Source organism: Microbacterium sp. EB106-03-03-XG65 (genome assembly GCF_058791955.1).
The window spans coordinates 518,350-542,086 of record NZ_JBYTEB010000001.1 but is presented as its reverse complement, the minus strand read 5'-3'; the positions used below and the strand labels follow the sequence as shown (position 1 = coordinate 542,086).

At 68.1% G+C, this 23,737-nt stretch carries 23 protein-coding genes; 11 read left to right on the top strand and 12 right to left on the bottom strand.

Annotated elements, in window-relative coordinates; genetic code table 11:
- Window positions 1–59 precede the first annotated feature (59 nt).
- Complete coding sequence (locus AC3WS6_RS02625; protein ID WP_492499514.1) at window positions 60–1,121, bottom strand: LacI family DNA-binding transcriptional regulator; 1,062 nt, start codon at window positions 1,119–1,121, stop codon at window positions 60–62.
- A gap of 58 nt (window positions 1,122–1,179) precedes the next feature.
- On the opposite strand from AC3WS6_RS02625, the gene AC3WS6_RS02620 reads away from it, so the two are divergent.
- Complete coding sequence (locus tag AC3WS6_RS02620; protein ID WP_492499513.1) at window positions 1,180–2,430, top strand: MFS transporter; 1,251 nt, start codon at window positions 1,180–1,182, stop codon at window positions 2,428–2,430.
- Between the two features lie 3 nt (window positions 2,431–2,433).
- Here the strand turns inward: AC3WS6_RS02620 and AC3WS6_RS02615 are convergent, their stop codons facing one another.
- Window positions 2,434–2,703: a response regulator gene (locus AC3WS6_RS02615; RefSeq protein WP_492499512.1), complete on the bottom strand. Its 270-nt coding sequence runs from the start codon at window positions 2,701–2,703 to the stop codon at window positions 2,434–2,436.
- Window positions 2,704–2,850: 147 nt separating this feature from the next.
- On the opposite strand from AC3WS6_RS02615, the gene nucS reads away from it, so the two are divergent.
- Window positions 2,851–3,546 (top strand): endonuclease NucS, encoded by a 696-nt coding sequence (gene nucS / locus AC3WS6_RS02610; protein ID WP_492499511.1) that lies wholly within the window; start codon window positions 2,851–2,853, stop codon window positions 3,544–3,546.
- Between the two features lie 27 nt (window positions 3,547–3,573).
- Entirely contained in the window at window positions 3,574–4,239 is a 666-nt protein-coding gene (locus tag AC3WS6_RS02605; RefSeq protein ID WP_492499510.1) for an HAD hydrolase-like protein, read from the top strand.
- 105 nt (window positions 4,240–4,344) lie between these two features.
- Here the strand turns inward: AC3WS6_RS02605 and AC3WS6_RS02600 are convergent, their stop codons facing one another.
- A complete protein-coding gene (locus AC3WS6_RS02600; protein WP_017203899.1) occupies window positions 4,345–4,551 on the bottom strand; it encodes a cold-shock protein in 207 nt (68 codons plus the stop codon).
- 558 nt (window positions 4,552–5,109) lie between these two features.
- Here AC3WS6_RS02600 and AC3WS6_RS02595 point away from each other — a divergent pair.
- A complete protein-coding gene (locus AC3WS6_RS02595) occupies window positions 5,110–5,928 on the top strand; it encodes a shikimate 5-dehydrogenase (RefSeq protein WP_492499509.1) in 819 nt (272 codons plus the stop codon).
- 160 nt (window positions 5,929–6,088) lie between these two features.
- Here the strand turns inward: AC3WS6_RS02595 and AC3WS6_RS02590 are convergent, their stop codons facing one another.
- Complete coding sequence (locus AC3WS6_RS02590) at window positions 6,089–7,270, bottom strand: MFS transporter (protein ID WP_492499508.1); 1,182 nt, start codon at window positions 7,268–7,270, stop codon at window positions 6,089–6,091.
- 127 nt (window positions 7,271–7,397) lie between these two features.
- On the opposite strand from AC3WS6_RS02590, the gene AC3WS6_RS02585 reads away from it, so the two are divergent.
- Window positions 7,398–7,844 (top strand): MarR family winged helix-turn-helix transcriptional regulator, encoded by a 447-nt coding sequence (locus tag AC3WS6_RS02585; RefSeq protein ID WP_492499506.1) that lies wholly within the window; start codon window positions 7,398–7,400, stop codon window positions 7,842–7,844.
- 25 nt (window positions 7,845–7,869) lie between these two features.
- Here the strand turns inward: AC3WS6_RS02585 and AC3WS6_RS02580 are convergent, their stop codons facing one another.
- The gene (locus AC3WS6_RS02580; protein WP_492499505.1) at window positions 7,870–10,224 is read right to left on the bottom strand and encodes an FdhF/YdeP family oxidoreductase; all 2,355 of its coding nucleotides are present in this window, start codon (window positions 10,222–10,224) and stop codon (window positions 7,870–7,872) included.
- Window positions 10,214–11,098 carry a formate dehydrogenase accessory sulfurtransferase FdhD gene (gene fdhD / locus AC3WS6_RS02575; RefSeq protein WP_492499504.1) on the bottom strand — a complete coding sequence of 295 codons (885 nt, stop codon included), beginning with the start codon at window positions 11,096–11,098 and terminating at the stop codon, window positions 10,214–10,216. The genes AC3WS6_RS02580 and fdhD overlap by 11 nt, the downstream gene beginning before the upstream one ends.
- Before the next feature lie 77 nt (window positions 11,099–11,175).
- On the opposite strand from fdhD, the gene AC3WS6_RS02570 reads away from it, so the two are divergent.
- Window positions 11,176–13,005: a substrate-binding and vWA domain-containing protein gene (locus AC3WS6_RS02570; RefSeq protein WP_492499503.1), complete on the top strand. Its 1,830-nt coding sequence runs from the start codon at window positions 11,176–11,178 to the stop codon at window positions 13,003–13,005.
- A 9-nt stretch (window positions 13,006–13,014) separates the two neighbouring features.
- Complete coding sequence (locus AC3WS6_RS02565; protein WP_492499502.1) at window positions 13,015–14,016, top strand: hypothetical protein; 1,002 nt, start codon at window positions 13,015–13,017, stop codon at window positions 14,014–14,016.
- 7 nt (window positions 14,017–14,023) lie between these two features.
- On the opposite strand, the gene AC3WS6_RS02560 is transcribed toward AC3WS6_RS02565, so the two are convergent.
- Together AC3WS6_RS02560 and AC3WS6_RS02555 are read right to left on the bottom strand one after the other, a co-directional pair.
- The gene (locus AC3WS6_RS02560; RefSeq protein WP_492499501.1) at window positions 14,024–14,719 is read right to left on the bottom strand and encodes an ABC transporter ATP-binding protein; all 696 of its coding nucleotides are present in this window, start codon (window positions 14,717–14,719) and stop codon (window positions 14,024–14,026) included.
- On the bottom strand, window positions 14,716–15,786 hold the full coding sequence (locus AC3WS6_RS02555) for an ABC transporter permease (RefSeq protein WP_492499500.1): 1,071 nt from the start codon (window positions 15,784–15,786) through the stop codon (window positions 14,716–14,718). The genes AC3WS6_RS02560 and AC3WS6_RS02555 overlap by 4 nt, the downstream gene beginning before the upstream one ends.
- Window positions 15,787–15,949: 163 nt before the next feature.
- Here AC3WS6_RS02555 and AC3WS6_RS02550 point away from each other — a divergent pair, with 163 nt between their 5' ends.
- Together AC3WS6_RS02550 and AC3WS6_RS02545 are read left to right on the top strand one after the other, a co-directional pair.
- Window positions 15,950–17,134, top strand: a complete 1,185-nt coding sequence (locus tag AC3WS6_RS02550; RefSeq protein ID WP_492499499.1) for a sensor histidine kinase — start codon at window positions 15,950–15,952, stop codon at window positions 17,132–17,134.
- On the top strand, window positions 17,131–17,757 hold the full coding sequence (locus AC3WS6_RS02545) for a response regulator transcription factor (protein WP_492499498.1): 627 nt from the start codon (window positions 17,131–17,133) through the stop codon (window positions 17,755–17,757). Before AC3WS6_RS02550 ends, AC3WS6_RS02545 begins: the two co-directional genes overlap by 4 nt.
- A gap of 24 nt (window positions 17,758–17,781) precedes the next feature.
- Here AC3WS6_RS02545 and AC3WS6_RS02540 read toward each other — a convergent pair whose 3' ends face one another.
- The 4 genes from AC3WS6_RS02540 to AC3WS6_RS02525 form a co-directional block, all read right to left on the bottom strand.
- Entirely contained in the window at window positions 17,782–18,045 is a 264-nt protein-coding gene (locus AC3WS6_RS02540) for a type II toxin-antitoxin system RelE family toxin (RefSeq protein ID WP_492499497.1), read from the bottom strand.
- Complete coding sequence (locus tag AC3WS6_RS02535) at window positions 18,042–18,302, bottom strand: type II toxin-antitoxin system prevent-host-death family antitoxin (RefSeq protein WP_492499496.1); 261 nt, start codon at window positions 18,300–18,302, stop codon at window positions 18,042–18,044. Before AC3WS6_RS02535 ends, AC3WS6_RS02540 begins: the two co-directional genes overlap by 4 nt.
- A 297-nt stretch (window positions 18,303–18,599) precedes the next feature.
- Entirely contained in the window at window positions 18,600–19,850 is a 1,251-nt protein-coding gene (locus tag AC3WS6_RS02530; RefSeq protein ID WP_492499495.1) for an MATE family efflux transporter, read from the bottom strand.
- A 196-nt stretch (window positions 19,851–20,046) separates the two neighbouring features.
- Window positions 20,047–21,009 (bottom strand): LacI family DNA-binding transcriptional regulator, encoded by a 963-nt coding sequence (locus AC3WS6_RS02525; protein ID WP_492499494.1) that lies wholly within the window; start codon window positions 21,007–21,009, stop codon window positions 20,047–20,049.
- 150 nt (window positions 21,010–21,159) lie between these two features.
- Here AC3WS6_RS02525 and AC3WS6_RS02520 point away from each other — a divergent pair, with 150 nt between their 5' ends.
- Both AC3WS6_RS02520 and AC3WS6_RS02515 read left to right on the top strand, forming a co-directional pair.
- Complete coding sequence (locus AC3WS6_RS02520) at window positions 21,160–22,692, top strand: mannitol dehydrogenase family protein (RefSeq protein ID WP_492499493.1); 1,533 nt, start codon at window positions 21,160–21,162, stop codon at window positions 22,690–22,692.
- Window positions 22,689–23,693 (top strand): L-idonate 5-dehydrogenase, encoded by a 1,005-nt coding sequence (locus AC3WS6_RS02515; protein WP_492499492.1) that lies wholly within the window; start codon window positions 22,689–22,691, stop codon window positions 23,691–23,693. The genes AC3WS6_RS02520 and AC3WS6_RS02515 overlap by 4 nt, the downstream gene beginning before the upstream one ends.
- Window positions 23,694–23,737 lie beyond the last annotated feature (44 nt).

Genomic DNA, 23,737 nt, shown 5'->3' with positions numbered 1-23,737 from the left:
GTAAGGAAGTCGTAAGGCCACTCGTGCGGATTGCCCTCCTCAGACGACCGACAGGAGCCTCATCGGGAGGGTGGCGCGGTGGTCGTCCCGGCGCGGAAGCGGCAGGTCAGATGCAGGGTCTCGGCGGCTTCGCCGCGCAGCATCCGTGCCACCTGCTCTCCAGCGGCACGGCCCTTCTCGACGGCGGGCTGCACGCTCGTCGTCAGCACCAGATCGCCCAGACCATCGGCCGCGATGCCGTCGAAACCGGCCACCGAGAGGTCCTCGGGCACCCGAAGGCCGAGCTCCTCCGCCGCGCGGATGATGCCGACAGCCAGCAGGTCGCTCTGCGCGAAGATCGCGGTCGGTCGCGTCGACGCGTCGGCGAGGAGCGTGCGTCCGGCGAGCAGCCCCTCGTCGATGAGGCTCGCCGCGACCGAGATCGCGGGAGCGCCGGGGAAGACCTCGCGCATCCCGGCGAGCCGATCGAGCGTGACGTCGACGGTGGCTGTCGCGAGCCGGCTCTGCGTGACAGGGCCGCGCTCGCGCTCGCTGTCGAGAGACAGAGTGACCAGTGCCACGTCGCGATGGCCGAGATCGAACAGATGGCGCGCGACGTCTGCCGCCGCGGCGGTGTTGTCGAGTGTGATGCGCGGGATGCCTTCGCCCGCATCGCCTTCGATCACCACGACCGGGAGTCCGCGCGCCCGCACGATGTCGAGCGATGCGCGGGTGCGGCCCGAGCATCCGATCAGCACGACCGCGTCGACGGGGGCGTTGGCGAGAGAGGACCCGTCGTCTCCCGGCTCGTCGCGCATCAGCAGGATGCCGGCGCTGAGGTCGGCGAGCCCGTCGGTGAGACCGTCCATCATCGCGGTCGTCACCGGGTCGAGGAAGGCCGTACGCAGATGTCCTTCGAGAACCACGGCGACGATGCCGCTGCGTCCGCGGCGCAGTGACGCCGCGCGCGGATCCGGACCGGAGTAGCCCAGCTCGGCGGCGGCGGCGAGCACGCGCTCGCGCGTCGCGGGGGCCGCATTGGCTTTGCCGCTGAACACCACGGATGCCGTGGACGTGGCGACGCCGGCAGCGCGGGCGACATCGGCGATGGTCGCGCGACGCGGAGCGTCATGACTGGTCATGTCTTGAGGATAGCCCGCGGGGTTTCGCACCGTCGAATCGATTCGATACGCTGTCTCCATGCCTGAAGCCCTCACCCGTTCGCAGTACGTCCGTTGGCGCACCGCGATCTTCGCGATCTTCTTCGCCAGCGGACTATCGATCGCGACCTGGGCATCCCGCGTGCCGTCGATCAAGGCGGCGCTCGAGGTCGACAAGGCGCAGATCGGCATGCTGCTGCTCGGCGCGGGCATCGCCTCGATCATCGGCATATCGACGAGCCCTGCGATCATGGCCCGCACCGGAGCGCGCCTCGGGATGATCGTCTCGATCTTCACCTTCGCCGCGGGCGTGGCACTGATCGGCATCGGCACGAACGTGCTCGGCTCTTTCACGGTCGTGCTGATCGGACTGGTGCTGTTCGGACTCGGGAACGGCTGCGTCGACGTCATGATGAACGTCGAGGCGACAGCCATCGAACAGCATTCGGGCAAGACGATCCTCCCGCTGTTCCACGCGTTCTTCAGCTTCGGAACGGTGATCGGAGCAGCACTCGGCGCTCTCGCCGCGCAGCTCCGCATCGACGTCTTCGCTCACACGCTGGCGATCGCCATCGTCATCGTGGTGATCGGCATCATCAGCATCGCGAACGTCCCCTCCCGCACCGAGACTCTCGACCCCAGCGCTTCGGATGCCGAGAAGCCGCACTGGCGTCAGCGTGTGCACGTCGCTCTCGAGGCCTGGCGCGAGCCGCGGACGTATGCGCTGGGCGTCGTGATGCTCGGAATGTCCTTCGCCGAGGGTGGAGCGAACGACTGGCTCGCGCTGGGAGTGGCTGAGGATCACGGCGGGGGAACCGCGCTCGGCGCCGCCGCGCTCGCGACCTTCTCGGTCGCGATGACCGCCGTCCGCATCTTCGGCGGGCCACTCGTCGACCGCTTCGGTCGTGTCGCCGTGCTGAGGGTGCTCGCGGTCGCGGCGGCCTCCGGCATCCTGCTGTTCATCCTCGCGCCGAGCCTGCCGCTCGTGTTCGTCGGAGCCGCGCTCTGGGGCGTCGGCGCATCGCTCGGCTTCCCCCTCGGCATGTCGGCCGCCGCCGACGACCCGACCAAAGCCGCAGCTCGAGTGAGCGCTGCGGCGACGATCGGCTACATCTCGTTCCTCGGCGGACCTCCCGTGCTCGGGTTCATCAGCGAGCACATCGGCCTGCTCAACACGCTCTTCATCCTGGTCGGCCTCGTCGTGCTCTCGGGCCTGTTCTCGGGGGCGGCGCGCCCTTTGCGCAAGGACGAGATGTCGGAGCAGCCCACGTCGATGGACCGCACACGGTAGAAGTCACCGGGAGAGCGAAAGACGCGGCACGGGCCCCTCGAGTCGAGCGATCGCGATCTTCACCTCGCCGAGCTCGGCCTTCACCCCCGCGACGTCGCTCTCCAAACGATCGAACCTGGAGTCGACCTTCTCGAACCGCGCATCCATCCGCTGCTCGAAGCCCTCGAACCGGGCATCCATCCGCGTGATGATCCATCCGAACCCCGCAGCGAGCCCCAGGAGCATCATCGCGACCGTCACGATCGTCGTCACCAGTTCAATCGACACCAACATCTCCTCATCCTCGACCTACGCGCCCAGAATGTCAGGATCCAGTCCGCGGTGATTTCCCGATGGCTCCCGGCCCCGACGGTTGTGGGAACATCGTCGCGGTCAGTCGACTCCGCAGGAGCAGAGCATCCGACGAAGTAGGCTCGACGGGTGCGTCTCGTCATCGCCCGCTGCTCGGTGGACTACACCGGCCGGCTCAATGCCCACCTCCCGCTCGCCACGCGTCTTCTCGTGCACAAGGGCGACGGGAGTCTGCTCGTGCACTCCGACGGCGGCAGCTACAAGCCGTTGAACTGGATGAGCCCGCCGTGCACCCTCGCGACCGAGGCGCCCGGCGAGGAGGAGTCCATCGCGGGGGTCACCGAGGTCTGGCGTGTCACGCACAAGAAGACCGGCGACGCGCTGCGTGTACAGATCTACGAGATCATCCACGACACGAACCACGACCTCGGAATCGACCCCGGTCTGCAGAAAGACGGGGTCGAGGCCGACCTGCAGCGGCTGCTCGCCGAGCAGGTGGACCGCGTGGCCGAGGGCGCGACACTCGTGCGCCGCGAGTACCCGACCGCCATCGGTCCCGTCGACCTGCTCGTGCGTGATGCGAACGGCGCCGCGATCGCCGTCGAGATCAAGCGTCGAGGCGACATCGACGGCGTCGAGCAGCTGACTCGGTACCTCGAGCTGCTCGGACGCGACCCCCACCTCGCGCCGGTGCAGGGGGTCTTCGCCGCGCAGGAGATCAAGCCGCAGGCGCGCGTGCTCGCCGAGGACCGCGGCATCCGCTGCCTCGTGCTCGACTACGACGACATGAAGGGCATCGAGTCGGGCATCCCCCGGCTCTTCTGAGTCAGGGAAGCCCATAGGCTGGAAGGCATGGCTTCCTCCCCCTACTCCTGCGTGCTGTGGGATGTCGACGGCACGATCGTCGACGCCTCCGTCGGCATCCTGCGCCGTCTCGACATCGCGCTCACCCACTTCGGCCACCCGGCCCCCACGCGCGAGGAACTGGTGCACTGGATCGGACCGCCCATGTTCCAGTCGTTCCAGGTGCAGGCGGGCATGACGCCCGAGCAGTCCGCCGAGGCCGTGGCGTTCTACCGCACCCTCGGAAAGGCCGACGGCTACACCACCGACGTGCGCACCTACCCCGGCGTCTCGGAGATCATCCGCGACCTGCACGAGGCCGGCGTCCCTCAGGCCACCGCGAGCTCGAAGCCCGAGATCCAGGTCGACGCGCTCGTCGACTTCTTCGAACTGCGCCCGTACTTCCTCACGACCGTCGGGGCCACGCCTGACGAGTCGACGCTCGCGTCGAAGACCGACATCGTCGCCGAGGCGCTTCGCCGTCTGTCCGACCGCGGGGCGGACATCTCGCGTCCGGTGCTCATCGGCGACCGCCACCACGACGTCGCCGGCGGAAACGCCAACGGTGTGCCCGTGATCTTCGTCGAGTGGGGCTTCAGCAACCCCGACGAAGGCGACGAGGCCGCGAAGCGCGCCGCATCCGTCGACGAGTTGCGCGCACTGCTTCTCTCCTGAGACCCCTGGAAGTGCCCTGGCACCGCCCCACAGACACAGAACTCCCCGCCGGAGGGTCGCGCCTGGTGGCGGACCGTCCGGTCGGGGAGTTCTGAAATCGTCCGGTCAGACCGGACGGATGTTCTCAGCCTGCAGGCCCTTGGGGCCCTGCGCGACATCGAACTCGACTCGCTGGTTCTCTTCGAGAGACCGGTAGCCGGATGACTGGATGGCGGAATAGTGCGCGAAGACGTCAGCGCCGCCGTCGTCGGGGGAGATGAAGCCGAAGCCCTTCTCCGAGTTGAACCACTTGACCGTGCCCTGGGTGCTCATGTACTGCCTGTTCTGCTGCGGGAAAGAAGCCGATGCAGGATGCGCCGACGAGACCCACGCTAGTGGAGCACGCTCAGAGGGGAAGAGGCGGGGGCAGCCCGTAACCCAAATGTTGCATGAGTGGTCATCTCACGTCATACAGGCCGCGCCACGACTGTGTGAACGGGCCGAAGAAATGGTGTGGCCCTCACCGCGGGGGGAGCGATGAGGGCCGAAGACGACCGGAGGGTGCGTCAGATTCCAGCGTAACCCCTCCGCGATGCTTTTGTCCCCCATTTGGGGGACAAAAGCGAAAAAACTTTGCGCAATGGGCAGACAGCGGCCCTCTCGAGCGGCCCGTTGGGGACAGAACCACTCGAGAGGGCCCAATCGCACGCACCGGATCGTCCTTGCCTCTGGGGAAGGCAGCCCGTCGTCTGGGGTTGACGGAGACGATCATTCCCCTTTGCGTGCACCACAACCCTATGGGAGGGTGGCCGCTCGCGCCATGGGGGTTGACGAATGAATCTGAGCGGCGGCGGGTCTCGGGGCCTGCGGTCTCGCGAGTAGCCTGGGTCGGTGACCATGCTCAACAAAGACATGACCCTGTGCATCTCGCTGTCGGCTCGGCCCAGCAACAACGGCACGCGGTTCCACAACTTCCTCTACGAAGAGCTGGGCCTCAACTGGATCTACGAGGCCTTCGCGCCGACGGACCTCGCTCAGGCCATCGCAGGTGTGCGCGGCCTCGGCATTCGCGGCTGCGCGATCTCGATGCCCTTCAAGGAAGACGTGATCGCGCTCGTCGATGAGATGGATACCTCCGCGACGGCGATCGAATCGGTCAACACGATCGTCAACGACGAGGGCCGACTCACGGCCTACAACACCGACTACAGCGCGATCGCGCAGTTGATCGAGCGGAACGGCCTCGACACGGCGGCCTCCGTGCTGCTGCGTGGCTCGGGCGGCATGGCGAAGGCCACGGCGGCGGCATTCCGCGATGCCGGCTTCGGCAGCGTCACGATCGTCGCCCGCAACGAGCAGCGCGGTCGGGCGCTCGCCGACCTCTACGGGTACGCCTGGCAGGCGGATGCCGGCGACACGAACGCCGACATCATCGTGAACATCACGCCGATCGGCATGGCCGGAGGCCCCGACGAGGACTCGCTGTCGTTCTCACAGGAGCAGATCGCCGCGGCATCGGTCGTGTTCGACGTCGTCGCGCTGCCCGCCGAGACTCCGCTGATCGCCGCGGGTCGAGCAGCGGGGAAGACGGTGATCACGGGTGCCGAGGTGGCGACCCTGCAGGCGCTCGAGCAGTTCGTGCTCTACACCGGCATCCGCCCTACCCCCGCGCAGGTGCAGGCGGCCGAGGAGTTCATGCGGGCGCAATAGCCGCCGCGCCCGCGAGACCCACCCCGCGAGGCGAGACCCGCCTTCGGGTACGAAACCCACCTTCGGGTACGAGACCGCTGGCGGGGACACGGGTCTCACGCCGCCGTGTGGGTTTCGTAGCGCGAGACCCCGCGCGGGGCCCCGCGGAAGACCTCGGGCGTCAGGCTACGACGGTCAGCGTGCCGGTGCTGACGGGCTGCGGCCGTCGCGCGGCGATGACGGCGATCACCAGGACCACCAGCGCGGATGCCGTGATCGCGGCGCCGATCCAGATGGGAGAGGTGTAGCCGAAGCCCGCGGCGATGCCGAGGCCGCCGGCCCAGGCGCCGAGCGCGTTGCCGACGTTGAACGCACCGATGTTCGCTCCCGATGCGAGGGTCGGTGCACCGCCCGCGTAGTACATGACGCGGCTCTGCAGCGCGGGGACCGTGCCGAACCCGAAGGCACCCATGAGCACCAGGATCGCCATGGTCGCCGGCTGCGACGAGACGAGGAATCCGAACAGCACCAGCACGACGACGAGGGCGGCGATGAAGATCAACAGCGTGCGGTCGATCGAGCGGTCGGCCAGGCGTCCGCCGATCCAGTTGCCGGCGACGAGCCCCGCGCCGAAGAGCACGAGCAGCCAGGGCACGGATGCGTCGGCGAACCCGGTCACACCCGTGAGCGTGTACGCGATGTAGGTGAAGGCGCCGAACATTCCGCCGAACGCGAGCGCCGTGACGACGAGCGAGAGCCACACCTGACCGGAACGGAACGCGCGGAGCTCGCTGCGCAGGCTGACCTGCGCGGTCACGGTCGGTGCCGTGACGAGCACCGCGATGCCGACGAACGCGATCACGCCGATGCCCGAGATGACCCAGAACGTCGAGCGCCACCCGAACTGCTGACCGAGGAACGTGCCGAACGGCACGCCGAACACGTTGGCGGCCGTGAGCCCGGTGAACATAATCGCGATCGCCCGCGCCTTCTTCTCGGGCGCGACGAGGTCGGCCGCGACGACCGAGCCGATGCCGAAGAACGCACCGTGGCAGAGCGCGGCGATGACGCGGCCGGCCATCGCCACCGAGTAGTCGGGCGCGAGCGCCGTCAGCACGTTGCCGACGATGAAGAGCACGACGAGTCCGAGCAGCACCGGCTTGCGGGGCAGGCGGGTCGTGGCCGCGGTGAGACCCAGGGCACCGACCACGACGCTCAGGGCATATCCCGAGATGAGCCAGCCCGCGGTGGCCTCACTGACACCGAAGTCGCCCGCGACGTCGGGAAGAAGGCCCATGATGACGAACTCCGTGAGTCCGATTCCGAAGGCGCCGATGGCGAGCGCGATGAGTCCGAGTGGCATGGTGTGCTCCGTGGTCCCCTGCTAAAGTAGTTGCAGACGCGGGATATTGCGTCACGAGGGATAATCATTGCACACGCAACTATCCCGCGCAAACAACTAATTTGCGCTTCGATACTGGAGGTCATCCATGGGCATCTCTGACGACGCCGTCGAGATCAGAGCGCGCGGTTGGCGCACCCTCGCCGCTCTGCACGGGATCATCGAGACCGAGCTCGAGAAGGCCCTCGGCGCCGCGGCCGGGCTGTCGGTCGTCGAGTACACGGTGCTCGACGCGCTCAGCAGGCAGGACGGCTGGCACATGAGGATGCAGCAGCTCGCTCGCGCGTCTGCGCTGAGTCCGAGCGCCACGACGCGGCTCGTGACGCGACTCGAAGACCGCGGGCTGCTCACGCGCATCCTGTGCGCCGACGACCGTCGAGGGATCTACACCGAGCTGACCCCTGCGGGCCTTGACCTGTACGAGAAGGCGCACCCGATCCATGACGAGACGCTCGAGCGCGCGCTCGGCGATGCGGTCACGCAACCCGAACTCGCACCCGTCGTGCACGCACTGCAGGGCGTCACGGTCGCGTAGGCATCCGCCCGTCTTCTCGCACCGCCTAAGACTCCGAGCGCGAGACCCTCACCTGGATGCTCTTCATGAGCGGCTGATCACTCTGCACGCTGAAGTCCTTGCGGCCGATCAGCACGTTCATCTCGGGCATGTATCCGGCGGCGCTGCCGCGCGGCAGGTCGTAGGGCACCGCGCGGAAAGCCCTCAGCATCCGGGTGGAACCGTCTTTCGAGGTCGACACGATGTCGACCGGATCACCCTCGGCGAGACCGCGGTCGCGCATGTCCTCCTTGTGGAGGAAGATCAGCTCGCGCAGGTTCTTGACGCCTCGGTACCGGTCGTCGTTCGAGTAGATCGTGGTGTTCCACTGATCGTGCGAACGCACCGTCTGCAGCACCAGGGTGTCGGCAGACTCGGGAATGACGTCCGGCAGCGGAGCGTGCGAGAACTCCGCACGGCCCGAGGGCGTCTCGAACACGCGCTCCCTGGCCGGCTGCGGGATCCGGAATCCGTGGCGGTCGCGGATGAGGTCGTTGAACCCCTCGAATCCGGGAAGCACCTTCGCCATCACGTCGCGGATGTTGTCGTAGTCGCCGACGTACCAGTCCCAGGGCGTCGCGGTGTGCGGAAGCGTCGCCTTCGCGATGCCGGCGATGATCGCCGGCTCAGACTTGAGATAGGCGGATGCCGGCTGCTTGCGCCCCCTCGACAGGTGCACCATGCTCATCGCGTCTTCGACGGTCACGCCCTGCGGACCCTGCGCCTGATGGTCGCGCTCGGTGCGGCCGAGACACGGCAGGATGAGCGCCTTCTCGCCGTGCACGAGGTGGCTGCGGTTCAACTTGGTGCTCACCTGCACCGTCAGGCGGCACTTCTCCAGTCCCTGTGCAGTGAAGGGGGTATCGGGAGCCGCGAGCACGAAGTTCCCACCCATGCCGACGAACACCTTCACGCGTCGGTCGTGCATCGCCTCGATCGTGCGCACGGTGTCGAGCCCCGGATGCCGCGGCGGGTCGATACGGCACACCTCGGCGAGACGGTCGAGCCAGGCATCCGTCGGGTGGTGGTCGATGCCGCACGTGCGGTTTCCCTGCACGTTGCTGTGCCCGCGGATCGGCGAAGGCCCGGCGCCCTTGCGGCCGATGTTGCCCCGCAGGAGCAGCAGGTTGACGATCTCGCGCACGGTGTCGACGCCGTGCTCGTGCTGACTCACGCCGAGGCACCAGCTGATGATCGTACGCTCTGACGCCAGGTAGACCGCCGCGGCGGCGCGGATCTGCTCCTCGGTCAGACCCGACTGACGCACGAGGTCTGCCCAGGTCGTGGCGTCGACCAGCGCGCGGTACTCGTCGACGCCGTTCGTCAGAGTCCCGAGGAACTCGCTGTCCAGCACCGACGGATCGGCGGCGGCCGCCTCGAACACGACCTTCGACACGCCGCGGATCAGCGCCAGATCCCCGCCGGGACGCACCTGCAGATTCATGGTGCTCGTGTCCGTCGCAGCGAACCTCGCCATGTCGACGAAGTCGTGCGGCACGATCGTGCGGGTGGCTCCGGCCTCGACGAGCGGGTTGACGTGCACGACCTGAGCGCCGCGCTTCACGGCATCCGAGAGGGCTGTGAGCATGCGGGGAGCATTGGATGCCGCGTTCACGCCGAGCACGAAGAGGGCGTCGCAGTCATCCCAGTCGTGCATGTCGACCGTGCCCTTGCCCGTCGCGATCGACGCCTTGAGAGCCCGACCCGACGCCTCGTGACACATGTTCGAGCAGTCGGGGAGGTTGTTCGTGCCGTACTCGCGCACCATGAGCTGATAGAGGAAGGTCGCCTCGTTGCTCAGGCGCCCCGACGTGTAGAACGCGGCCTCGTCGGGGCTGTCGAGCGCCTGCAGCTCGTCGCCGACGAGCGCGAAGGCATCGTCCCACGAGATCGGCACATAGTGATCGGTCGCGGCGTCGTAGACCATCGGCTCGGTGAGGCGCCCCTGATCCTCGAGGTCGAAGTCGGGCCAGGTGGCGAGCTCGGTGACCGAGTGTTCGGCGAAGAACCGGCGGTCGACGCGTTTGCGGGTCATCTCCCACGTGACGTGCTTGACGCCGTTCTCGCAGATGTCGAGCTTCAGGTTGCCCGGGTCGTCCGGCCACGCGCATCCGGGGCAGTCGTAGCCGGAGACGGGGTGATTCATCTGCAGCATCGCGAGCGGACCCGCGATCGGCTCCCGCTGCTCGAGCACCACCCGCCCCACCGACACCGCGGCCCCCCAGCCGGCGGCGGGGTGCTCATAGGGCTTGCGCGACCAGGGCCGGTCGGTGCGCGGACCATAGCCGCCCTGACGTGGCTCGGTGGGCATGAGACCGAAGGCGGTGCCCGACGTCCCCGACTCCTCGTGACTATCGAGCATGAACCGCTCCCTCCTCGACGCGCTCGGGCGAGGCGCGCCCGTCGATGCGCACGCGGTGCGCGTGGGTGTAGATGTTCATCGACCGTCCGCGCACGAATCCGATCAGGGTGAGGCCCGATTCCTCGGCGAGCTCGGCGGCCAGAGAAGACGGAGCCGAGACCGCGCTGAGCACCGGGATGCCGACCATCGCCGCCTTCTGCACCAGCTCGAAGCTCGCCCGCCCCGAGACCTGCAGCACCTGCCTGCGCAGAGGAAGCCGATCGTTCAGCAGCGCCCAGCCCACGACCTTGTCGACCGCGTTGTGCCGGCCGACGTCTTCGCGCAGCACCAGCATCTCTCCGGTGTCGACATCGAACAGCGCGGCCGCATGCAGGCCGCCGGTCTTGTCGAACGCCGCCTGCTCGGCGCGCAGCCGATCGGGCAAGGCGGCGATCTGCTCGGCAGTGACCTGGAACTCGTCGCCGGAGACCGGATGCTGTGACACGGTGCGCACGGCGTCGATGCTGGCCTTGCCGCACACCCCGCACGAACTGGTCGTGTAGAAGCGGCGCGCGGCGTCGGGATCCGGAAGATCCACACCATGGGAGAGGCTGATGTCGAGGACGTTGTACGTGTTCTCCTGGCCCCCGGTGCCAGGGCCGCCGCAGTGGATCGCGGAGTGGAAGTCCTCGGTGCGCGAGATGATCCCCTCCGACACAAGGAACCCCGCCGCGAGTTCGACGTCGTGGCCTGGAGTGCGCATCGTGACCGCGAGCGGCATGCCTGCGACCCTGATCTCCAGGGGCTCCTCGACCGCGAGCGTGTCGGCTCGCCGAGTGGCCCCCTCACCGAGAGTGAGCTTCAGTACCGGTCTCCGCGTCGTGATCCGCCCCACATCAGCGAGCGTACTCCGCGGCCATCCGATCGGGCAGATGCGTGATCCGTCGGCCGATACCTGGGTAGCCTAAGCCCATGAGCGCGCCTCGAACCGCACGTCGGACACCCGCAGCCCTCGCCATGGCGGCGATCGTCGCCCTGGTATTGACCGCCTGCACGGGCGGTGGCGGCGAGCAGGGCACGACGAGCGAGGGCAGCCAGGGCTTCCCCGACGACGGCTGCACGCACATCGCGGTCGCCACCTCGTCGGAGAAGGTGAACATGCTCGACGAACTGGCGAAGGCGTTCAAGGAGTCGCCCGAGCACGAGGCTCTCGAGACGTGCGCGACCGTGCGCCCGACCAATGTGTCTTCCGGCAACGCGACGCGCTTCCTCACCTCCGGTGAGGACTGGCCGAGCGACGACACGTCGCTCTGGCCCACACTGTGGTCGCCGGCATCCACCGTCTGGACCGACCGCGTCGCCGCCGCCGCGTCATCCGGCCTCGTGGGCGAGCCGAAGTCGTTCACCCGCACGCCGGTCGTCTTCGGCATGCCCGAGCCGATGGCCACGGCGCTCGGGTGGCCGAACAGTCCGATCAGCATCACCGACCTCGAGAACCTCTGCCAGGACCCCGACGGCTGGGGCAGCGTCGGCAAGGACATCTGGGGCGCGTTCAAGATCTCGAAGACCAATCCGAACACCTCGACCACGGGCCTCTCGACGATCCTCATGCAGTCCTATGAGGCGACGGGCAAGGCCGAGGGGCTCACCTCGGCAGATGTCGAGGCCTCGGCGGACTTCTCCCGTGTGTTCGAGGAGTGCGTCATCCACTACGGCGACACGACCGGCAACGTGCTCTCGACGCTCTACGACGAGACGCAGAACGGTGCGAACGGCTCGGCGTACGTCTCGGCCGTCGCGCTGGAGGAGACCTCGCTGCTCAACTACAACCAGGGCAACCCCGACTCGCACACCGTGCAGCCCGGCGAGACCCTGACGCCGCCGAAGACCAAGCTCGTCGCGGTCTATCCCGAGGGCGGCTCCCTGTGGTCGGACAACCCGATCACCGTGCTCGGTGCCGACTGGGTCACCGCCGAGCAGCGCACCGCCGGTGAGGCGTTCGCCGAGTTCGTGCAGACCACCGCAGCCCAGAAGGTCCTTCCCGATTACGGCTTCCGTCCCCTCGACGAGTCGGTGCCGCTCGGCGACCTGTTCACCGCGAAGTACGGCGTGGACCCCGCACAGCCCGCGGTCACTCTGCCGAAACCCGACGTCGATGTGATCTCGACGGCGATCGACCAGTGGACGCAGGTGCGCAAGCCCTCGTCGGTGCTCGAGCTCATCGACATCTCGGGATCGATGGATGACCCGATCGGCGACGGGCGCTCGCGCCTCGACGGAGCGATCGAGGGCGCGCAGTCGACGCTCGACCACTTCCGCTCGACCGATGAGATCGGCGTGTGGGCGTTCACCACAGGGATCTCGTCCGCCCAGGGTGAGGGAATCCAGGTGCTGCGCGACGTGTCGGCTCTCGGATCCGACGGAGAGAAGCTCGATTCGTCTCTCGACGACCTGCGCTACGCCCAGCGCAACGGCACACCTCTCTACGACTCGATCCTGCTGGCGTACGAGGCTATGAGCGAGCGGGCCGAGCCCGGTCGCATCAACGCGATCGTCGTACTGTCAGATGGTGAGGACACCGACTCGAGCACCTCGCTCGACTCGCTCATCGCGAAGATCGGCAAGAGCACCAAGGAGGGTGGCGACGACGCCCCCGTGCGTATATTCCCGATCGCGTATGGAGAGGGTGCCGACACTTCAGCGCTGCAGCGGATCGCGGATGTCACCGGCGGGCAGCTCTTCGACGCCTCGGATGCCGAGCGCATCGACCTCGTCTTCGCCTCAGTGATCAACAACTTCTGAGGCCCCACAATGCCGTCCGTCTCCGCGTCGAACAACCCCTGGATCGATGATGCCGTCGCAGGCATATCCGGCCAGAACATCTACGTCGATCCTGACGTCTCCGGTGGCCAAGGACTGACGGACGCGCTCTCCGGCGTGGTGCCCGGCGACGGATCGATCGCGGTGGTCGTGCTGCCCGCGGATGCCGGCAAGAACACCCCGTACAACACCTACATCCTCGAACAGCTCACGGCAGGGTCGAGTCAGCAGACCGTGATCGTCGCGATCGGCGACGATCTCCAGGCGGCGTCTGCGGGGATCGGCGACGACGCGCTGCGCATCGCGAACGAGAACGAGTCCTCCGGAGGGAGCCTGGCAGACAAGCTCGTCGAGACGGTGCAGGAGATCTCCGCAGAGACGCCGACGTCGCCGGGCGGCGGAGACGTCGAATCGAGCGGGGCGGCGATCCCGCTGGTGATCGGCGGTGTCGTGCTCGTCGCGGCCGTCGTGACCGCGGTCGGGCTCATCGCCCGACGGCGACGTCGCGCGGCCCCGGTGACGACGGATCCGGTGCCCGCCGGCATACGTCTGCGGGTGAATCGTCTGCGCGAACTCCGAGCCGACTACGCCGCTGTACCGGGCAGCCCGGTGGCCGCCGAGACCGCCGCAGGCATCGACGCCCTCGCCTCGCACGTCGAGCAGCTGTTCATCCGCCTCGACGCGAAGGCCGGCGAGGACCAGAGCGTGCTCGCCGAAGCCGAGTACTCCGACAAGCTCGCCCGCCTGGTCGCGGCGCTGGACCGCGACTATCTGCTCGACCTGCTCACCCGGCCCGACCTCTGGGACACCCCCGACGAGCGCATCGCCGAGGTGCGCGAAGCGCTGTCGTCGGTGACCACCCAGATCCTCGACAACATCAAGCAGGTCAATGCCCGCAAGGGCCTGCTGTTCCAGGTGTCGCTCGACTCGCTCATCGGTCGCAGCGAGCTGCGCGACTGGGAGCGTCAGTTCAAGCAGAGCTCCGGGGACTGACCGTCGCTCAGCGACTGGGTACGGCGGCGTCGACGACGCGACCGTCGACGAGGTGCAGCACCCCGTGCATGCGCGGGAGATGCACGAGGTCATGGGTCACCAGGAGCGTCGATGTGTTCCGCTCATCCGTGAGCCTCAGGATGAGGTCGATGATGGCGGCCCCGCGTTCCTGATCGAGAGCGCTGGTGGGCTCGTCGACCAGGAGCACACTCGGATCGTTCATCAATGCTCGCGCGATGTTGACCCGCTGTCGCTGACCACCGGAGAGCTGGTGCGGCCTCTTGTGACCGTGTTCGGCGAGGCCGACTGCGGCCAGCAGCTCATCCGCACGAGCCGTTGCTGTCGCGCGGGTGCGGCGGCTGTGCGGCGCACCCAGCTCGTTCATCACGCTCAGCTGCTCGCGGGCCGTCAGGGAGGGAAGCAGGTTGGACTGCTGGAAGACGATCCCGATCCGGTCCCGCCGCAGACGCGTCGCCTCGGCCGGGCCGAGCGCGGTCACGTCGCTGCCGTCGATGAGGATCTCACCGGAATCCGGACGCAGCAGGGTTCCGGCGACGGCGAGCAGGCTCGACTTGCCCGAGCCGCTGGGTCCGGTGATGCCGGTGACGGTTCCCGGGTGAGCGGTGAGCGAGACGCCGTCCACGGCGGTCACCCGCGAGTCGCCGTCGGGGAAGGTCAGGGTGATGTCATTCAGTCGGATCATCGGTTGCTCCCGAGTGCGGTGAGAGGGTCGGCGGAGGTGACGGATCGCAGGGCGAACGCAGCCCCTGCGAGGCCGAGGGTGATCATGATGGCGCCCGGGAGGACGGTCGTGACAGGACTCAGCAGGAACGGGAGGGCGGTTCCCGCGAGCAGGCCGAGCACCGTGACCAGCCCCAGACCAATGCCGATGCCCACCAGCAGCACGATCAGCGCCTGACCCAACGCGTCTCGGATCAGGGACCGAGTGCTCGCGCCGAGCGCCTTGAGCACAGCGACGTCGCCCTTTCGCTGCATGGTCCAGACGGTGAAGAAGGCCCCGATGACGAGTCCCGAGATGCCGAACAGCATGGCCACCATGAGCAGGAGCGATCCGATCTCGGAGCGGAAGGCGCTCAGCGCCGTCAGAGAGCCGAGGGTCGTCTCGGAGACCGTGTCGTTCGCCGCATCCGCCGCATCCCAGTCGGGAGCGCCGGAGACGGCGAGGACCGTGGCGTAGGCATCAGGGTTGCCGGTGGATGCCGAATACGCCTGCCAGTCATGGAGGGTCATCTGCACGACAGGCGTATGGCTGTACCAGGCATCTCCGTCGACGGTCTCGACGTCGTACGAGACGCCGGCGATCTCGATCTGATCGCCGACCTCGACTCCGAGCGCATCCGCGGCGGGCACCGACAGACGCAACCGGCCGTCTGCAGAGGGCGCACCGGCGTCGAAGCCGGGCTCGACACCGAACACCGCGATCGTGGCGCGGGCGTCGTCGCTCTCGGCGCGGGTCTGGCTGATGCCGAGAGGGCGCGCGTCGGTCACGCCGGTCGTCGTCGCCCAGTCGTTCGCCTGCCGCTCGGTGATCGCGGAGTCCGCGAAGCTGGCCGCATCCTCGCCCTCCGAGGGTGTGGAGAACACGATGCGGTCTGCGGGGAGCGCGAGCACGCCCGAGACGTTCTGAATGGCGAGGCCACCGGTGAGCCCGCTGAGGAATCCCACGAGAAGGGTGATGAGGGCGACGACGGAGCCGATGAGGATGAATCGCCCCTTGGCGAAACGAAGATCGCGTAACGCGACGAACATGGTGAGCCTTTCCTGTCTCCGATGCGGTGACCATTCCACTTTCGCCGTCGGCATCGTCGTGGTCATCGGCCACGGGGACCGGCTTTCGCACCCGGTATGAGGAGGCCTCGATCGTCCTTTCGGACGATGCGGCTGCTCGGTGCGTCGGCGTAGAGTTCGATCCATGGCGCATACCGCTCTGACCCCGGTGTTCGTGGGTCTGCGGACGGGCCTCCACGTTCTGTTCTTCGCTCTGACCGGGCTCGTCATCATCCGTGCCGTGCTCGACCCTTCGGAGTCGAGCGTTCCGGCGATCGTCCTCGCACTGATCGTCGTCGCGACGTACGGGTCCGGGCTGCTGCTCACCCGGCTCTCCCATGGACGGCGGCCGATCTCACTGATCTGGTTGGCCCTGCTCGCGGCGGAGTGGCTGGGGCTGCTCTGGCTGAGCGCCGATGCCGCCTACCTCGTGTTCCCTCTCTTCTTCCTGTTCCTGCATCTGCTGGGGCGCTGGGCGGGATCGGCCGCGATACTCGCGTCGACGATCGTCGCGGTGTGCGCCCTCGGCATCCACGGCGGGTGGAGCGTCGGCGGGGTCGTCGGCCCTTTCGTCGGCGCCGGCGTCGCTCTCCTGATCGGGCTCGGCTACCAGGCCCTGGCGAGTGAGGCGCAGCAGCGCGAGGCGCTGGTCGACGAGCTGCTCGCGACCCGCGGACAGCTCGCCGCGCGGGAGCATGAGTCCGGTGTACTCGCCGAACGTGCACGGCTCGCCCGCGAGATCCACGACACGCTGGCGCAGGGACTCTCCAGCATCCAGATGCTGCTGCATGCCGCAGAGCGCGCCGACGACGCGCGCCCGGGGATCGAGCACATCCGGCTCGCGCGTGAGACGGCCGCGGCGAACCTCGTCGAGGCGCGGCGGTTCATCCGCGAGCTGACGCCTCCCCAGCTCGACGACCAGACCCTCGGTGGGGCGCTGCGCCGACTGGCGCGAACGCAGTGGGCGACCCAGGGGCTCGACGTGCAGGTGCGGGTGTCCGACACGATCGCCCTGCCCATGCACCTGCAGACGGCGCTGCTGCGCATCACGCAGGGCGCGATCGCCAACGTCATCCAGCACGCTCACGCCACGACGGCGACGGTCACGATCAGCCTCGACGGCGACCGCCTCCACTTCACGGTCGAGGATGACGGAACCGGATTCGATGCAGAGCGCCCCGAGGCGAGCATCGCCGAGAAGTCGGACTCGTTCGGTCTGCGCGCCACCGCCGAGCGGGTGCAGCAGCTGGGCGGGCGGCTCGAGATCGATGCGGCACCCGGCCGGGGAACGACACTCACCGTCGACCTCCCTCTCACGGAGTTCGCATGATCCGCCTCGTCATCGCCGACGACCATCCCATCGTCCGCGCGGGCCTCACCGCCCTGTTCAGCCTCGAGCCGGATCTCGAGGTGGTCGCCGAGGCATCGACACCCGACGAGGCCGTCACCTGCGCCGAGCGTGAGAACCCCGACGTCGTGCTGATGGACCTGCAGTTCGGCTCCCAGTCCAAGGCCACGGGAGTCGATGCGACTCGACGCATCCGCGCGCTCGAGGCTCCGCCCTACGTGCTCGTGCTCACGAACTACGACTCGGATGCCGACATCCTCGGCGCCGTCGAGGCGGGAGCGAGCGGCTACCTGCTGAAAGACGCCCCACCGCATGAGCTGACCGCCGCCGTACGCGCGGCGGCTGCGGGCGAGAGCGCGCTCGCACCCGTGATCGCCTCCCGTCTGCTCGATCGCATGCGCGCACCACGCGTCAGTCTCAGCAGCCGTGAGATCGAAGTGCTCGAGCTCGTCGCCGCCGGGCGCTCGAACAGCGAGGTGGCAGAGCAGCTGTTCGTCAGCGAGACGACCGTGAAGTCGCACCTCGCGCACATCTTCTCGAAGCTCGACGTCAGCTCACGCACCGCCGCGGTCTCGGCAGCCCGTCAGAAGGGCATCCTCCGCTGAGACTTGGAGCACCGAGCGCGGTGCTCAGATCTCGTACGCGGCGCGTCGATGCGCGACACGGACGACTGTCACGAGTACCTGCTCGTCGAGGACCTCGTACAGCACTCGATAGTCGCCGACTCGTATTCTCCAGGCGTTGTCGTACCCGGCCAGCGTGCGGCATCCGTGCGGACGCGGGTCGCGCTCGAGGTCGGTCACCCCGGCAAGTATCCGTCGGCGGATCTGCGGGTCGAGCTTGCGGATCTCTCTGGCAGCGGCAGTGGTGAACTCGATGCGAAAGCGCGTCACGCGACTTCCGCGCGCAGCTCATCCAAGGACACACGCTCACCGTCATCGGTCGCTCGCGCGGCGGCGAACTCGGCGGCGTCTCGGGCCGCCTCGAGTTCTTCGAGCAGCTCGAGATCATCGACACTGATCACCACGGCCGTCAGCTTGCCATGGCGCGTGACGCCCACGCGCTCTGATCCGTAGGCGACCCCGCCGAGGACATCGGCAAGGCTGTCACGCAGATCCTTCGAGGGCACGCTGCGGGTGATCGTGTTCATGCGTCAAGAATATCACTTATGTACATAATGCCGATATTGTACGTCGCTAGCTCACGCCCGGGGCTCCTCTGCAACTCTCCGCGCCTTGCGCGCGCGGCCATCTTGACGAGGTCCACCGGAGAGACGGTGCGGCCTCTTGTGTCAGTGCTTGGCAAGGCCGACTGCGCGCAGCAGTTCATCCGCGCGGATGGCCGCCCGAGGGTGCGCCGCGTAGCGACGCCCGACGCCACCCACACCATGAGATGGCAAGAGGAATCAATGCCACCAGCCAGGACGCGGGCCCGCTGAGCGCAATGGTCAGGACCCCCCTCCCAGGACAGTGAGCCCCGCGCACAGGGACTTAGCAACCAGTTCACCCAGGCCGGACATGACTGCGGGACGGGTGATCGACGCACCCTGGAGCGATGCGCGGAGAAGAAACACGGACGCTACCACCGGATAGAGAACCGCAGACAACTGCAGGTACGTCGTCGCGGTCGCGGTCACCGCCGGGTCACCGCTCGACAGGAACGCCTGTGCGATCCGATCGGCCAGCAGGATGACGACGATGCTCTCGATCGCCGCGAGAGCAGTACACATCACGCCCGCCTGCCTGACGCCACGACGGACTCGACCCATGTCCTCAGCCCCAGCGTTCTGAGCACAGTAGACCACCATGCAGATTCCGAACGCTGCGAGAGGCGCGAGAGCAAATCCCTCCACGCGCATCCCGATCGACACACCAGCGATCGCGGCTGCGCCGAGGGAGTTCGCGGCTGCCTGCAGTAGGACGTTTCCCGCCCCGATGCCCGCGGACTGGAACGCCATCGCCGCACCCTGGCGACCCTGTGTCCCACCGGCTACCGGAGCAAGCGATGTCCGCACACGCAAGTGGGGATGGGATCGCAGGAGAATCAGGAAGCTCACCAGCGCTGTGCACAGACCCGCGCCCTGTGTCGCGAGCCCCGCACCCAGCACCCCCAGGTGCGCACCTCCGACAAGCCACAATGCGAGAAGTGCGTTCACCATGCCGCTGATGAGCATGATCACGGTCGGAGACGTACTCTCACCCAACCCACGGATGGTGTGGGTGCAGAAGTTCCCGAACGCGGTGAGTGGCAAACCGACGCAGAAGATGAGGTAGAAGGTCGTTGCATCCGAGCGAATGTCCATCGGAACTCCGATGAGAGTCATCACGATCGGTGCTGTCGCCGCGAGGAGCGCCCCGATGAGCACGGCACCCCCGACAGCGATGACAGACCCCGTCCAGAACCGACGACCTACCGCGATCGCATCGCCGGCGCCGTGCGCCTGCGCGATGTGAATCGTGAGGCCGGCCGTGAATGCGAAGACTGTGCCGAAGAGCAGCGAGACGAGACCGAATGACGACCCCACCGCAGCGAGTCCGTGCTCGCCGACGAACCTGCCGAGTATCAACGCATCCACCGTGTAGTGCGATTGTTGGATCACGTTGCCGATCCAGATCGGGACGATGAAGCGAAGGATCGCCCTCCAGGGCGGGCCTTCCAACAGAGCCCGAGCACGGGCACGCGCGCGCACCTCACTCATCGGCGAGAGCGAGGACGGACGCTGGCGCCCAGGTGCGAGAAGCCAGCCTCCGGCATCGACGTCGCGGCACCGTCAAAGTCGAGCAAAACGTACCCCCCCTGGGTCATAACCATCGATGACGCCAAGATAGGAAGGATCCTAAACAAAAGCAATATACGATCCTGCCCTCGTTTCTCCGAGGTCGGAACCCGTCGGTTCAGACGGCGGGAGCGGCGGTCGACGCACGCACGATCAGCTGCGAGCCGAGGGTCACGACGTCGTCGATCGCGGTGCCATTCATCGCCTGCAGCAGCAGGTCGACGGCGAGGGCTCCGCTGCGCTCGATCGGCATCCGCACCGTCGTGAGCGCCGGCGTGACCGCGCCCGCCAGGTCGATGTCGTCGATTCCGACGATGCTGATGTCGGCGGGGCATCGCTTGCCGAGCTCGAGCATTCCGGCCTCGAGACCCAGTGCCACGAGGTCGTTGTACGCCACGACGGCGGTCGCCCCACTCGCCGCGGCGAGCGCGGCAGCCGCGCGACCTCCCTGGATGGATGCGGCGTGGTGGCTGAGGCGGGTGAGACGGATGGCGTGGCTCTCGCACGCCCGTGCGACGGTGTCGGCTCGGCGGATGTCGGCCCAGGAACCGCGCGGTCCTGAGGCGTAGGCGATGTGGGTGTGGCCGAGCGCGGCGAGGTGCTCGATCGCCTGGCCCGGCCCGTTCTCGGTGTCCATGAGCACGCAGGGCGCGCCGTCGATCTGGCGGTTGACCACGACGTAGGGGGTGTCGCCCACGAGGGCGAGCACCTCGTCGTCGGGCAGTCGCGGCGAGCACAGCAGCATGCCGTCGAGCTTGCGGGCCTGCTCGATCTGCTCGCGCTCGCGGCGCAGGTCCTCGTCGGCGTCGAACAGCACGATTCGGTGGTGCCCATGCCATGCCTGGCCCTGGATCGCCTTCAGCAGCGTGGCATAGACGGGGTTCGACACATCGGGTACGACGACACCGAACGTGCGGGTCGCGGTGACGGACTGCGGGGCGGCGTAGCCCAACTCGGTCGCCGCTTCGAGGACACGGCCGAGGGTGCCCGGGGCGAGGCGGTCGGGCTCCCCGAACGCGCGCGACGCGGTGGCGATCGACACGCCTGCGTGCCGTGCCACATCCGTCAGTGTCGCCGCCATCTTCTGCTCCCACCCTCTCCGTCATCCTACGGTCCCGCGACGGGATGAAAGATGGCTTGACAAGTTTGTACAACTCATTCACACTGTTTGCAGGACGATCATCGCCGATCACCCATCAGGGTGCGCGGCCCAGAGCGAAGGAGCCGACGCGTGAGCATCGAGACACCGGTCCTGCGCCGCACCACCCCCGCGAGCGCCACCCCCGGAGCCGCACCCTCCACCGCAGGCATCCTGCACCTCGGGCTCGGCAGCTTCCACCGCGCGCACCAGGCCGTCTACACCGCTGCTGCCCTGCAGTCCGCCGGTGGCGACTGGGGCATCGTGGGCGTCGCTTCGCATTCTCGTTCGATCGTCGATGCGATGCACGCCCAGGACATGCTCTACTCGGTCGCGACCATTGCGCCGGACAGCACCTCGCTCTCGATCCCCGGAGTACACACCGACGCCTTCGTCGGTGCGGAACAGCCCGAGCGCGTGGTCGCCCAGATCACCGACCCCGGCATCCGCATCGTGACGCTCACCGTCACCGAGAACGGCTACAGCTACTCGCCGGCCACCCAGCACCTCGATCTCGACGACGACGCCGTGCGCGCCGACCTCCGCGGCGGTGCCCCGCGCTCGACGATCGGCCAGCTCGCCCGCGGACTCCAGGCGCGCGCCGCAGCCGGCGGCGCACCGATCTCGATCCTCAGCGGCGACAACCTCGCGGCCAACGGCAAGCACACCGAGAAGCTCGTGCGGGAGTTCCTGCAGGAGCTCCCGGGTTCTGAGGGCGGGGACGCACTCGCCTTCCTCGACCGCGGCGTGACGTTCCCGTCGAGCATGGTCGACCGGATCGTGCCGTCGACCACGCCGGAACTCCGAACCCGGGTCAGCGCATTGCTCGGCGCTCAGGATGACATCCCCGTGCCCGCCGAACCGTTCACCATGTGGGCCATCGAAGACGCCTTCGCGGCCGGTCGTCCGGCGTGGGAGGCGGGCGGCGCCGTCTTCACCAGCGAGGTCGCGCTCTACGAGCAGATGAAGGTGCGGCTGCTGAACGGCACGCATTCCCTCATCGCCTACCTCGGTGCCCTGACCGGTGTCGGCACGATCCCCGAGGCCATCCGCGTGGACGGCATCGCGACGGCAGCCCGCGCCGTGCTGAACGACGAGTACGAGCCGTCGATCGAGGTGCCGACCGGCGTCGACATCCGCGCCTACGAGAGCGAGCTCTTCGAGCGCTGGGAGAACACCGCGCTCGGCCACCGCACCAGCCAGGTCGGCACCGACGGCTCGGTCAAGCTGCGTCAGCGCATCCCCGAACCCGCACTCCTCGCCCTCGGCCACGGCGACATGCCGCACCTGATCGCACTGACGGTCGCCGGCTACCTGTCGTGCATCGCGCCGCTTCCGGGGTTCGATCCCGGCCTGCACGCCGCGGCGATGACCGACGCCTCCCGCGAGCGCCTGGCCGGCTTGGCGGCGACCGCCCGAGACGGTCGCGAGCTCGCGAAGCGCGTGATCGCCGAGCTGCACCTGTTCGGCGCGGAGCTCGGGGCAGAGGATGCTTTCATCGCACGAGTCGGAGACCTGATCGACATCATCCGTCGGCAGGGCGTCGGCGCCGCGATCATCGATGCCGTCTCGGCATCACAGACCCCCACACCATCACTCATCAGCGCAGAGGAGATGCAGCCATGAAGGCTCTCGCCATCCACGGCAAGGAAGACATCCGCTGGGAGGACCACGAGGTCCCGACCCCCGGTGACGGCGAGGTGCGCCTCCGTGTGAACTACGTCGGCATCTGCGGCTCCGACCTGCACTACTACTTCCACGGCGCCAACGGCGAGTACACGATCCGCGAGCCCCTGACCCCCGGTCACGAGCTCTCCGGCGTCGTCGATCTCGACCCGTCGGGTCGCCTGGCTCCCGGCACCCCGGTCACGGTTCACCCCGCTCGCTACGGCCCCGAGGTCGCCGGGCTCGAGAACCACCCGCACCTGCGCCCCGGCGGCGACTACTTCGGCAGCGCCGCGGCGAACCCGCACCGTCAGGGTGGGGCATCCGAGCTGCTGATCGTCGAAGACCACATGGTCCGGGTGCTCCCGGCATCCCTCCCGCTCGAGCGCGCGGCCCTCGCCGAGCCGCTCGCCGTCGCGATCCACGCCGTGAGCCTGGCGGGAGACATCACCGGCAAGCGGGTGCTCGTGATCGGCGCCGGACCCATCGGCCTCCTCGTCGTGGCCGCCGCGGTCAAGGCCGGAGCATCCGTGGTCGGCGCCAGCGATGTGCGCGAAGAGCCCCTCGACCGTGCGCGGGCCCTCGGCGCGACCGAGGTCTCGCTGGTCGGCCGCGACACGATCGAGAACGAGTCGTACGACGTCGTCTTCGAGTGCTCCGGCGTCGGAGTCGCGCTCACCCAGGCGGTGCGCGCCGCTCGCCGCGCCGGCACGATCGTGCAGGTCGGGATGCTGCCCAACGCCGACATCGGCGTGAACCTCGCCCCGATGCTCGCCAAGGAGCTCACGATCCGCGGCGCCTTCCGTTTCTCGACCGAGATCGATGACGCGGTCGCCCTGCTGGCCGAGTCCGACGCCCTCGACTCCGTCATCTCGCACGTCCTTCCGGCATCCGACGCCGTTCAGGCCTTCGAGCTCGCTCGCGACTCGTCGGCTTCGGCGAAGGTCCTGCTCTCCCTCTAGCGACACCCCCGCCCGACACCCCACTGTTCCTGGTCCGAAGGAGT

Excerpts from the sequence above, each read along its gene's own strand:
- AC3WS6_RS02625 (WP_492499514.1), bottom strand. The coding sequence starts at position 1,121 with ATGACCAGTCATGACGCTCCGCGTCGCGCGACCATCGCCGATGTCGCC.
- AC3WS6_RS02620 (WP_492499513.1), top strand. The coding sequence starts at position 1,180 with ATGCCTGAAGCCCTCACCCGTTCGCAGTACGTCCGTTGGCGCACCGCG.
- AC3WS6_RS02615 (WP_492499512.1), bottom strand. The coding sequence starts at position 2,703 with ATGTTGGTGTCGATTGAACTGGTGACGACGATCGTGACGGTCGCGATG.
- AC3WS6_RS02605 (WP_492499510.1), top strand. The coding sequence starts at position 3,574 with ATGGCTTCCTCCCCCTACTCCTGCGTGCTGTGGGATGTCGACGGCACG.
- AC3WS6_RS02600 (WP_017203899.1), bottom strand. The coding sequence starts at position 4,551 with ATGAGCACCCAGGGCACGGTCAAGTGGTTCAACTCGGAGAAGGGCTTC.
- AC3WS6_RS02590 (WP_492499508.1), bottom strand. The coding sequence starts at position 7,270 with ATGCCACTCGGACTCATCGCGCTCGCCATCGGCGCCTTCGGAATCGGA.
- AC3WS6_RS02585 (WP_492499506.1), top strand. The coding sequence starts at position 7,398 with ATGGGCATCTCTGACGACGCCGTCGAGATCAGAGCGCGCGGTTGGCGC.
- AC3WS6_RS02580 (WP_492499505.1), bottom strand. The coding sequence starts at position 10,224 with ATGCTCGATAGTCACGAGGAGTCGGGGACGTCGGGCACCGCCTTCGGT.
- AC3WS6_RS02570 (WP_492499503.1), top strand. The coding sequence starts at position 11,176 with ATGAGCGCGCCTCGAACCGCACGTCGGACACCCGCAGCCCTCGCCATG.
- AC3WS6_RS02565 (WP_492499502.1), top strand. The coding sequence starts at position 13,015 with ATGCCGTCCGTCTCCGCGTCGAACAACCCCTGGATCGATGATGCCGTC.
- AC3WS6_RS02560 (WP_492499501.1), bottom strand. The coding sequence starts at position 14,719 with ATGATCCGACTGAATGACATCACCCTGACCTTCCCCGACGGCGACTCG.
- AC3WS6_RS02555 (WP_492499500.1), bottom strand. The coding sequence starts at position 15,786 with ATGTTCGTCGCGTTACGCGATCTTCGTTTCGCCAAGGGGCGATTCATC.
- AC3WS6_RS02550 (WP_492499499.1), top strand. The coding sequence starts at position 15,950 with ATGGCGCATACCGCTCTGACCCCGGTGTTCGTGGGTCTGCGGACGGGC.
- AC3WS6_RS02545 (WP_492499498.1), top strand. The coding sequence starts at position 17,131 with ATGATCCGCCTCGTCATCGCCGACGACCATCCCATCGTCCGCGCGGGC.
- AC3WS6_RS02535 (WP_492499496.1), bottom strand. The coding sequence starts at position 18,302 with ATGAACACGATCACCCGCAGCGTGCCCTCGAAGGATCTGCGTGACAGC.
- AC3WS6_RS02530 (WP_492499495.1), bottom strand. The coding sequence starts at position 19,850 with ATGAGTGAGGTGCGCGCGCGTGCCCGTGCTCGGGCTCTGTTGGAAGGC.
- AC3WS6_RS02525 (WP_492499494.1), bottom strand. The coding sequence starts at position 21,009 with ATGGCGGCGACACTGACGGATGTGGCACGGCACGCAGGCGTGTCGATC.
- AC3WS6_RS02515 (WP_492499492.1), top strand. The coding sequence starts at position 22,689 with ATGAAGGCTCTCGCCATCCACGGCAAGGAAGACATCCGCTGGGAGGAC.